This window comes from Thiohalorhabdus sp. (assembly GCF_036628635.1).
Classification (GTDB): domain Bacteria; phylum Pseudomonadota; class Gammaproteobacteria; order Thiohalorhabdales; family Thiohalorhabdaceae; genus Thiohalorhabdus.
The window spans coordinates 1-9,928 of sequence record NZ_JAZKRM010000064.1 but is presented as its reverse complement, the minus strand read 5'-3'; the positions used below and the strand labels follow the sequence as shown (position 1 = coordinate 9,928).

Here is a 9,928-nt window from a genome sequence, read left to right as displayed (position 1 = left end):
TCCGCCGCCGAGGGCTGGGCCTGTTCGCCCTGGTTCTGGCCCTGGCCTTCCCCCGGGGTTTCCCCCGTTTGGGTCGGTTGTTTCCCCCCATCGCCTTCCCCCGAGGTCTCGGCCTGCGGCTGGGCGTTGCCGGTGCCGAAACGGCCATCCACCCGGTTTTTGGCTTCCACCAGGAACTGGGCCATGGAGTAGTTGGCGTATTGCTCGTCGGCGTATAGCTCGCGGAGGGTGGCGTCGAGGGCGCCGTAGAGGGCAGGATCCTGGGCGTATTGCGGGTTGGCGCCGAAGAAGGCCTCCTGAACCTGCTCCCAGGCCTGCTGGGTGCTCTGGGCCGAGAACTCTTGACCCATTTCGGCCTTGGCGGCTTCCCGTTCGAGAGGGCGGACCTTCTCCCGGTAATCCGCCATGTCCAGCTCGCCCTCCTCGAACTGCTTATCGAGCTGCTGGATCTCGCCGTTGATGGTCTCCAGGTCCCGGGCGTTCGGGTGGTACTGGGGCGCAAATGGCTCCTTGGCCCACTCGGGCGTTTCCTGCTGCTGGGTCTGCTGGGGTTCCGAGGAGTCCTCCTGGCCGGAACCCTCGCCCTCGCCACCTTCGGCCACCTCGGTCGCCGTTTCGGAGCCCCCCTCCGACTCCTCGGCGGCTTCCCCTTCATCGACCTCGGTGGCCGTTTCGCCGGCCTCGGGCTCGGGGTTGCCGTCACCGCTGCCCGGATCCGGCTCGGGGACTTCCTCGCCTTCCTCCCCGATGGTCGCCTCGTACTCCGCATCGGTGAGGAGGGTGACTTCGCCGTCTTGCGCTTCGCTTTCGACACCCATGGTCTCCTCCTTGGGCGTAAAAGACCCCGCCATCCGGGCGGGGCCATGGGAATAAAAAAGCCCCGCTCTAGGCGGGGCTCAGGTCGGTTCGATTATTGCGGTGGTTCGCGGCGCGGGACCGCCTCCTCCGGTTCCGGTTGGCCCAGGGGTGCTCCTTGATCGCCGGCCGGCTGTCCCGGTTGTCCCGGCTGTCCCGGTTGCTGGGCCTGTTGCAGGGCGGCCTGGCCGCGCTGGACGGCCGCCTGGTCCTGCTGGTCCTTGGGCTCGGGGTTCGGCTCCGGCGGGGCCCGGCCCATGAGGGTCGCGTACAGGTCGTTGCGCGATTCCTCGTAGCCAGCGGAGCCCAGGAGCTGGTCCACGATGCGGGCCAGGTCCGGGTTGTCTCGCAGCTCCTTGGCCAACTCCGTGGCCTCCTTCTGAGCGCCCAGGCGTTCGTTGGTGGCCTTTGCCAACCGCTCCTGCACCTCGCTGAGGGTATCCTGGCGCTCGATCTCCTGATCCCGCTCTTGCTCGGCCTGCTTGGCCTGCTGCTGCTGCTTGAGTTCGGGATCCTGATCCTCGTCCGGGCCGAGCTGGCCGTTGAGCTTGCGGATCCGGCTCACCAGCTCGTCCTTGTTCGGCACGTCGGACAGGTCGATCACCAGGTCCAGCATCTGCAAGGTGATGTCCGCCGGCAGCTTGGAGGACAGCTCCATAAGCTGCTCGAACATGGCCTGGCGGGTGGTCTGGTTGAAGTCCTGCTGATCCACCACGAAATCGGCCTGAGTGCCCGTGATGTCGTTGTCGAAGGTGACCGCGCCGTTTTCGTCGTACCTGGGCTGGTTGATCTCGATGAACTCCGACTGCCCCTTCTGGCCCACGATGCGGAGTTTGCGGGGCATGTCGTAATACTGTTCCACCAGGGAGAGCTGCTTTTCCCCCTGGATCTGCATGGCCAGGCGCAGGTTGTCGAACAGCTCGAAGGTGACCGCCTGCCCTTGCTCCTGCCGGGCCTGGATGGCCTTGCCGGAGGTGGCGTTGGTCTCCCGGCCCATGTTCTCGTCGGTGACCCCGGTGGTGTTCTGGATGAAAACCTGGTCCTGCTGCATGAGCTGGAGGTGTTCCGAGGCCAGGGCCTTGTCCGACACGAACTCGAAGCGGCGCTCACCGTTGACGCGGATCACCCCGTCCGAGCGGCCGATCTGCTCCACGGCCTCGTTCCAGTCGTCCACGGCGCTCTTGTCGGCCACCACCTGGTTCGAGGACAGGATGTGCAGGGCCTTGGAGGCCCGCTTGTTCAGGTCCTCCTGCGGGTCCCGGGAGTTGCGGATCATGCCGTAGGGGGCGTTGTCGCGGTCCCGGCGCCAGCCCCAGATGGGGGTGAACGGGAAGCTGTTGTGCTTGTAGGGGGTCTCCTGGTCCGCCAGGAGCGCATCGCCCGTGAAGATGGCCACCCGCATCTTGAGCCGCAGGGTCTCGCGGAGGCTGACCTCACCCTCGGACTCGGCCCGCATGTGCTCGGTGTTCTGCGGGTCGAACTCCTGGCCCTCCAGGGCCTCGTTGTAGCCCCGCATGATCTTGACCTTGGCCGGCTCCTTGTACCAGCACTCCACCAGGCGGACCCGGTCCCGCTCGTTGCCCGGATTGATGGTCTCGCCGTCCAGGACGGCCGCCGATCCCACGGTCCCGGTCAGCTCCTGCTCATGGTGCTCGGCCATGACCCGAATGAAGTCGTCGTCGGGCTCCTGGCCTTCGGCGCTGCGGAACAGCTCCGACACGCCCCGGGCGGACCGCTTGATGGCCTCCTCACGGTCCGGGAACATCCGCAGGGCAATGTCCTTGTCCACCCACTTGACCCGGAACAGGTAGCGGGCGTCGCTCAGGTCCTTCTCCCGGCTCAGGGGGTCGTAGTAGATATTCCGCCAGCTCTCGTAGCCGGAGAAGATCGGGTCCTTGGTGATGTCGTCCCGGACCCCATCCTCCAGCCAGCCCACGCCCACCCGGGCGGCGTCCTTGAAGGCGCGGCTGCGGGCGTACTCGCCGTTATTAACGTCGTTGACGTACTTGAGGAGCTTGCCCTTGATCTGGGCGATCTCGCGGTCCTCGTCCTTGCGGGGAAAGACCTTGAAGTCGGCCCGGGTCTTGCGCTCGGTGCCGATCACCCAGTCCACGGCCGGCTTGATGTTGTTGAACACGAAGGCCGGCTGGCCCCGGGCCTGGAGCGTGTCGATGTCCTCTTGGGTCCACTGGAGGCCGTCGTAGAAGTCGGCGTCGATCTCCTGCTGCTGCCGGTTCTCGTACTGACCTTCCCGGGCCTGCTGATACCACTCCTGGAGCTGACTTAGCTTACTCTGGGCCTGTGGCCCCTCCAGGGGATGATCGTCGCCTTCCTGGGCGGCGTCGTACTCGGTCGCCTGGTAACGCTCATCCGGGTCATGCGGGGGCGTTACCCGGGTATTTTCGGGCCCGGTGGCCATGGTCAGCCTCCGACCGTCAGGGATTCACGGATGGCCTCGGATTCCGCCGCGTCCTGGGGCTGCGGGCCCGGGGGCGGCATCCGCACCAGGTCGCCCAGGTAGTCCAGGATGGCGTCGGCCAGGTTCACCACCGTTGGCTTGTCGGTGCCCAGCCCCAGAACTTCGGCCGCCTTACGGGCCTGGTCCATGAGGTAGTAGTCGTCGGTGTAGTTGTGCGCCGAGGAAAGCCCGATGATGAACGAGCGGCCCTCGCCCATGACCTGGCGGCCCAGGATCATGGCGGGCTCGTCGTTGACGTGCTCATAAAAAACCACCACGCCATTGGCGCGGTGGTGGGTCTGTTCCATGCGGTACGGCATTAGATTTGCCTCCATCCTCGCTTGGTGTTGGGGAGGGGCTGCTGATTGCCGCCGCCGTCCCATCCCCGGGCAAATTGCTCGAAGGCGTCATTGCCGTGGCTGGCCCAGTCGTGCCGGGGCTTGTCCTTGTAGACGCCCAGGCGGTCATCCCACTCCTTGCGGTAGTGGTCCAGGCACATGATCCCGGTGGCGCAGTTCTCGGCGTCGAACCAGCACCGGGGGAGCACGTCGCGCACGGCCTGGTGCGCCTCCTGCTTGTCCTGCACCTTCTCCACCACCCGGACCCGGAAGTTGAAGTCCTCCAGGATCTCCCGGCGGTTCTTACCGTCCTCCCGCTCCATGTTGGCGTTCTCGGCGTCGTGCGGGAGGTAGCAGGTGCCGTATATGAAGCCGAAGTCGTCCGCGAACTCCTTGAGCTTGCGGGCGTAGAACTGGATCGACTCGCCGTGAGTCCAGTAATACCGGATGAACCGGAACCCCTGGCCATGGGGCTGCATAAACCAGATGCAGGTGTCGTCGTTGTGGCCCAGGTCCCAGAAGGTGTAGACCGGCACCCGGGGATCGAACGGCACGTCGGTTATCCGGCCATGCTTCCGCAGGGCGGCCATTTGGCGGTGGTAATACGCCCCCTCCACCGGCTGGGCGAAGGCCTCCTCCGGCGTGGACGGATGCTCGCTCATAATGTCGTCGCCCAGGTTCTCGTACTTCTTGGAGTACCAGGCCTTCTGCCCCTCGGTGAGGGTGATTCCAAGGTCGGTCTCCAGCTTGTCCAGGTACTCCCGGGTGTCGGCCGGGATGACCACTTCCTCGGGGTTCGGCAGGTAGTAGTCCGGGTGCTCGAACCAGGCGAAGAAGTGGAACGTCCAGTCCAGCTCGGTCTGCGGCCGGCCCTCCTGCTGCTGTTGCTGGGCGGTCTTGCACAGGTCGTAGAAGTCGCCCGAGTAGCCCTTGGCCGTGGACTCCACGAAGATCCTCATGCCCTTGTGGACGGTCTCGAATGAGCCCGTCCGCAGTTCTCGGGCCTTATCCGGGTAATAGTGGGCAATTTTTCCGAACTCGCTAACATGCAGAAACTGAACGGTGCCCGACCGGGCGTTGGTCGTGACCCGGATCGAGGAGTTGTTGTTGAAAAGCAGCTCCTCCTGCCGGGACCGCTTCGCCTGCCGGCGCTCCCGCAATGCGGCGGGGAGCCGGTTGTAGGCGAACATGATCTTGGTTCGGAAAATCTCCTTCGCGTTGTCCTCGGAGTCGGCCACCAGGACCACATTCACGTTTGAGTTAAAAAGGGCGGTATCCAGGGCCCAAATGGCGATGAAAGTTGAGAACCCGTGTTGCCGGGCTTTCAAGATGATGTTTCGGTGCCCGGCATTGCGGTATAGCTGGCTCTGGGCCGGGTTCATGCGAAATTTCCGCTCCCGGCTGTACGGATCAATTACCCAGTACAGGTGGTTCAGGCGCCGCTCCTGGTCCTGGAGAACCCACCGGATGCGCTCCGCTTGGGTCTCCCTTTCAGCCACCTCGGGCATGGTCTATCCCTTGATAGCCCGGACCGCCTGCGCCAGGCCGCCCTCCTTGTCGCCGGCCATGGCACGGCCCATCTTGCCCTCCTGATACCCGGCCACACCCAGGACCACCATGTAGACGTACCAGATGGGGCCCAGGGCGGAGATCACGGCCGGGACGTGCTCCATGATCTCGGGGCGGTCCAGGTAGATCGCCATGCCGGCCATGGCCATGATCCCCAGGACCACCACGGGCACCACCACGGCCAGGGACCAGCCCACGGCACGGCGCCACAGGACACCCTGGCGGTAGCCCTCGCGCATGGTCTCGTTCGTGGAGGCCTGACGGCTGGTGATTTCCGCCTCATGGTCGGCCTTGGCCTTGGCCTTGATCCGCTCCAGCTCCTTCTTGTGGTCCAGCTCCGCCTGCTTGAGCTTGGCCGCCGCCTCGGGATCGTTCTCGATGGCGTTGGCGATCTCGTCCGGGTCTTTCTCCGTCCCCAGGGCGTCGGCCACGGCGTCGGCCGCGATACCTGCGCCGGGAACCGGAATGGCCTCGCCCAGGACCTTGGCCCCGGTGGCGGCCACCTTGCTGCCTAGTTCGCTCCAATCCATGGGTCGCTCCTCACAGGAACATGGTCTTGATCGCGGCCCCGAGCATGGCCGCCGTGAACAAAGCCGCCACCTTGGCCCCCCAGGAGGCGATGGGCGTCCAGGTCTGCTGGATCTTCTCGACGTTCCCCATGCGGGTTTCGAGGTTCTGGATGGCGTTTCCCTCTGCCCGGTACTGGGCGATGTAGTGCTCGTTGGTGCGGATGCGCTTTTCGTGATCTTCCTGGCGCTCCGTCACATTGCTTAGGCGTTCGCTGACCCGCACTAGGTCACTAATCGCCTTCTTTATGTCGTGAACGTCTGACTCCAGGTTCTTGAGCCGGGCGTCGTGCTCATGCTCGGCGGCGGCTGACTTCCTAGATTCTTGTTGGGCCTCTTCCTGGCTCATGGCTAGGCCTTGTGCCTTTCGTCGTCCATGTAGTCCCAGGTGGCGATCCCGTAGTCGTTCTTGGGCTTGTCGGGATCGTCGTCGGCATGGACGAACGATTTGGCCAGACCGATGCGCCGGAAGCCGCCCAGGACCAGGGCCACTAGGATCAAGACCACGCGGGCCCAGGGCATTCCCTTGATCGAAATGTCTACCGCCCGGCCGTTGGTGTGGGCCGACCCCTCAACCCCGCCGATCTCAGTGTTGTAGCTGGGTGTGCGGTAGGCCGAGGTGATGATGAACGGGACTCCGGCTAACTTGCGGGCCCGGCCCAGCTTCTTGAGGGTCTTTTTGGCCATGTGGCGGCGGCCCGATCCAGGGGCTCCCGGGGAGTCGAAGGCCTCCCATTCAAAGTTCTTGGGCGGTTTCCTGCTCACTTGGAGCCCTCCCCTTGGTCGGTTCCTTCATCCGGGGCGGCCGAGCTGCCGTCCACTTCGTCCAGCATGTCCTGGAGGGGATCCGACACCAGCCGCTGTTCGGCGCGATGGCGGTACTTGTCGGGCTTGTGGGCCTCCAGGAGCCGAACCAGGAGCTGGTCGCTGTACTGCCGCTCGAAGCCGACGCACTCGCCGCGCTGGTAAATGGGCCGGTCTACCCCCTCGACGGCACGGCGGCGGGCCTCTGCCTCCAGCATGTCCGAGCCCTCGTCCAGGGCCAGGTCCCAGGCCTCCCGAAACTCCTCCTCGCCTTCCCGGTCGCGGATCCGGTACATAACCTGCGGCTGGATGCCCACGGTGCGGCAGGCCTCGGTCACGTTGCCTGTCTCGCACAGCCGCTCGATGAACCGGGCCTTCTCCTCCTCGGTCACCTTTCGGTTGTGGCGTCCGCGACGGCCGGGGAGGTATTTGTTATCGCTCGGGCTCTTCATCATCCGTTTCCTTTATCTCTGGCGGTTCGCCCTCTACCTGTTCGGTCACGGTCCAGTCGTCGGCCACCAGGTCGTTTGCGCTGGGTAGCCAACCCGGCTGGATCACGTCGCCTGGCATGACGAGATCGAAATGGCCGCCCAGTACCACGGTGTCGCCGCTCAACGCGTCCTGGTAGTGGTGTTCGTCCGGGAGGTCTGCCCGCATCGGCGGCGTATAGATCACCGCCATGCCGGACCATCCCTGGCGGCTGACCATCTTGCCCAGCAGGGCCGCTTGGAGCGCTTCGCCAAAGTTCATATAAGAAGCTCCTTAAAAAGCCCCCGGCCGGCGGCCAGGGGCTGGGTGTAGGTGGGGAGGTAGGCGAGGAGCACGGGACGGGCGGCCCACCTAGCCTCCCCTGCCCGTTGCTGGGCGCGGAGGTTCTAAGGCTTCCCGGAAGGCTTGCCGTTAGCCTTCCCCGGAGCCTTGCTTGGTCTTTGTGTGCCCCCGATAGCTCTTGCCGTCCCGGTAGCAGTAGTCCACATATTCGCCTTGTTTGAGCCCGTGCTCCTCGCTGGGGCCCGAGACCCTTCGGACTCGGCCGCCTTGCTCACGGCATTTCTCAAAGCCAGCAGGCACTGTTCTCCCCCGTCACCTTGGCCGCTGCGGGTACGGCGCCCTGGCGGTGGCGAACATGGCACCACGGGCAGCCAATCACAGGTTCACCGAGCTGCCCGGCCGGCGGCCAGATCCAAACCGGGCCGCAATGCGGGCATTCGAGCACGTCGGTCCAGGTAGCCGGCACATAGCCACGGTAGCGGCCCCGGCCCTCTAGCTTGGATTTAGCCAGGGCCCGGACCAGGTCGGGATCGTCGCGCACGTCGTCCCACACTTCCTGGAGCAAGGCCTGGAGCCGGTCGGGTGTCATGCCCATCTCGGTGGCCACGGCCGCGAGCTGGATGGATAGCTCTGACGAGGCCGGAGGCAACGGCTCCCCGCTGCGCTCCCCGTCCAAGGTTTCCTTGAGGACCGTCAGCCCGGCCTCGGAAGCGTCACCCGACACCAGCCGCCCCCTGGCCGGGGACCCAACCCGTGCCGCCGCATTCGGAGCAGTTCAGGTTGGGGTCGTCCAGATCACGGCCGGTGCCACGGCAAACCGAGCAGGGCTCACCAGGGTCAGCTTGCGCCACGGTGGCGTTGAGCAGCAGTCCGGCCGCCGCTTTGGGTAGCTCGCTCAGCAGGTTTCGACGGGTCACAGAATCGCCTCCTTAGCAGCTAATCAGGGCCCAGACGATGCCCCCGGCCACTATCAGCAGGGTGGCCAGGAGGGTGCCGGCCGCTGCCAGCACGACGTAATACAAGGCCCGCTCCTCGTTATGCACCACAGCCTCCTATGGTACGCGCCTGGATTAGTCACTGTATGCGAAAAGCTAAAGTTCAAAACCGCCGCAACTCAAAAAGTTACAGCGCCACTTAGTCCCTGCTCCCATCACCAGCCCACACCTTTGGGCCAGCCTACGCGGAACCTTATCCGGGTCCATCAACCCCTTGCAACCCCCATTTTCGTAACTGCCGGCAGACAAAAGGATAAAAAAGGGTTGACCAAGGCGTACAGGGTGTACGAGTATTCCCCCTACACACACACGCACACGGAGGACCCAACCATGCCTACCGAGCTACCCAACCCCCGCGATTTTGCTCGCCAAGAGATCGACGCCGGCCGGGCCCGGAGCTGCACCGGAGTCGCCAACCAAGCCTCCCAACTCGCGCTCACTACCGGGAAACGCGGTGAGCGGGTCCAGGACTGGATCCAGCAGGCCGTAGACGAAGCCATGCGCTACCTGGCCGACAAAGACGGCCGCATCCGGCTCATGTAACCAACCCGGCGGGGCTCCGGCCCCGCCCCCACACACAGGAGGACCCCATGGCAGCCACACCGCCGTTCAAGATTTTCAGCCCCTCCGGGGACTACATCGCCAGCACGAAATACGCCGCTGACGCAGTCCTGCTCGCAGGCCTGTATGGGGATGGGGCCCGCGTCCGCTGGCCGAGCACGGGCGGCAAGATCATTTGGCAGGAGGGGTGGGAAGCCACCAGCGGCGCCGAGTCGGCCGACACGGCCGCCCACCGCGTAGGAGGACCGATGCTGACGCCACAGGCAAAAGTACACCAGGCAGCACTCATCAAGCGGGCAGCAGACTTGCTCACGCAAGAGTCCCTGGAATCCGAGGCCCCGGCGCCGTTCCGCTTGCTACGGGATATGTACGCCGAGGCCGCCGACCTGGCCGAAACGGGGGATGCGGCCCTGGCCGAGTCCTGCCGCTTTAACGAGGCGAGCAGCGAAGCGGCATTGGCCGCCCGGCGCGAGTATTGACCACGGGCAGCACACAGGGCCCGGGTTCGGGCCCTGGCCGGTGCCCATGGCACCGCACACACACAACCGTAGGAGCACACCATGAGCGACGAGGCTACCTTCCCAGGCATCGGAATGATCTCCGAAGGCACCCTGCGCCCACAGGACCTGATCCCAACCTTCCTCGACGTGCTTCGCAAGCATGACCCTCGCCAGCGGCGGGCCGAGCAAGCCGACACCAGCGAGGGGTTCGTTGCGGCCACACCGATTCCTTACGAGGCATGGGAGGACGAGGATCACGGCTGGTGGGAATCCGAGGAGGCTTCGGAGTTCTTGTCCGAGGTAATGGACAACCTGGACGAGCTTTGCCCGCCCTTTGTCCACTTCGGCACGACGGGCGGCGACGGCGCCCTGTACGGCTTATGGCCGGAGGTAGAAATGGCCGCCGAGGATCCATACGTTGCCAAGCTCCAGGACTGCGGCCGCCTCGGGGGCGGGACCTGTCTGAACGGCGAGGCCCTGGACGACGAGAAGGACTGGGAGGAGGTAGCCG

General features: G+C 65.1%; 14 protein-coding genes. 3 read left to right on the top strand and 11 right to left on the bottom strand.

Going from position 1 to position 9,928, the window contains the following annotated elements; translation table 11 throughout:
- The 11 genes from V5A19_RS12930 to V5A19_RS12880 form a co-directional block, all read right to left on the bottom strand.
- A partial coding sequence (locus tag V5A19_RS12930; protein ID WP_332327894.1) for a hypothetical protein occupies positions 1 to 818 on the bottom strand: 818 nt, incomplete at its 3' end.
- A 92-nt stretch (positions 819 to 910) separates the two neighbouring features.
- Positions 911 to 3,274: a portal protein gene (locus tag V5A19_RS12925; RefSeq protein WP_332327893.1), complete on the bottom strand. Its 2,364-nt coding sequence runs from the start codon at positions 3,272 to 3,274 to the stop codon at positions 911 to 913.
- Between the two features lie 2 nt (positions 3,275 to 3,276).
- Positions 3,277 to 3,633 carry a hypothetical protein gene (locus tag V5A19_RS12920; protein ID WP_332319595.1) on the bottom strand — a complete coding sequence of 119 codons (357 nt, stop codon included), beginning with the start codon at positions 3,631 to 3,633 and terminating at the stop codon, positions 3,277 to 3,279.
- Complete coding sequence (locus tag V5A19_RS12915; protein WP_332319594.1) at positions 3,633 to 5,159, bottom strand: hypothetical protein; 1,527 nt, start codon at positions 5,157 to 5,159, stop codon at positions 3,633 to 3,635. Before V5A19_RS12915 ends, V5A19_RS12920 begins: the two co-directional genes overlap by 1 nt.
- A 3-nt stretch (positions 5,160 to 5,162) precedes the next feature.
- Positions 5,163 to 5,750: a hypothetical protein gene (locus tag V5A19_RS12910; protein WP_332319593.1), complete on the bottom strand. Its 588-nt coding sequence runs from the start codon at positions 5,748 to 5,750 to the stop codon at positions 5,163 to 5,165.
- Positions 5,751 to 5,760: 10 nt separating this feature from the next.
- Positions 5,761 to 6,135, bottom strand: a complete 375-nt coding sequence (locus tag V5A19_RS12905; protein WP_332319592.1) for a hypothetical protein — start codon at positions 6,133 to 6,135, stop codon at positions 5,761 to 5,763.
- A gap of 2 nt (positions 6,136 to 6,137) precedes the next feature.
- Entirely contained in the window at positions 6,138 to 6,551 is a 414-nt protein-coding gene (locus tag V5A19_RS12900) for a D-Ala-D-Ala carboxypeptidase family metallohydrolase (RefSeq protein ID WP_332319591.1), read from the bottom strand.
- Positions 6,548 to 7,042, bottom strand: coding sequence for a hypothetical protein (locus V5A19_RS12895; RefSeq protein WP_332319590.1), 495 nt, complete (start codon positions 7,040 to 7,042; stop codon positions 6,548 to 6,550). Before V5A19_RS12895 ends, V5A19_RS12900 begins: the two co-directional genes overlap by 4 nt.
- Entirely contained in the window at positions 7,023 to 7,340 is a 318-nt protein-coding gene (locus V5A19_RS12890; RefSeq protein ID WP_332327892.1) for a Thoeris anti-defense Tad2 family protein, read from the bottom strand. The genes V5A19_RS12895 and V5A19_RS12890 overlap by 20 nt, the downstream gene beginning before the upstream one ends.
- 304 nt (positions 7,341 to 7,644) lie before the next feature.
- Positions 7,645 to 8,085: a hypothetical protein gene (locus V5A19_RS12885; RefSeq protein ID WP_332327891.1), complete on the bottom strand. Its 441-nt coding sequence runs from the start codon at positions 8,083 to 8,085 to the stop codon at positions 7,645 to 7,647.
- The gene (locus V5A19_RS12880; protein ID WP_332319587.1) at positions 8,075 to 8,278 is read right to left on the bottom strand and encodes a hypothetical protein; all 204 of its coding nucleotides are present in this window, start codon (positions 8,276 to 8,278) and stop codon (positions 8,075 to 8,077) included. The genes V5A19_RS12885 and V5A19_RS12880 overlap by 11 nt, the downstream gene beginning before the upstream one ends.
- Positions 8,279 to 8,686: 408 nt before the next feature.
- Between V5A19_RS12880 and V5A19_RS12875 the strand changes: the two genes are divergently transcribed.
- The 3 genes from V5A19_RS12875 to V5A19_RS12865 all read left to right on the top strand — a co-directional run.
- Positions 8,687 to 8,899, top strand: coding sequence for a hypothetical protein (locus V5A19_RS12875; RefSeq protein ID WP_332319586.1), 213 nt, complete (start codon positions 8,687 to 8,689; stop codon positions 8,897 to 8,899).
- Between the two features lie 47 nt (positions 8,900 to 8,946).
- The gene (locus V5A19_RS12870) at positions 8,947 to 9,396 is read left to right on the top strand and encodes a hypothetical protein (RefSeq protein ID WP_332319585.1); all 450 of its coding nucleotides are present in this window, start codon (positions 8,947 to 8,949) and stop codon (positions 9,394 to 9,396) included.
- 81 nt (positions 9,397 to 9,477) lie between these two features.
- Positions 9,478 to 9,928: hypothetical protein (locus tag V5A19_RS12865; RefSeq protein WP_332327890.1), on the top strand; the 451-nt coding region annotated here is incomplete at its 3' end.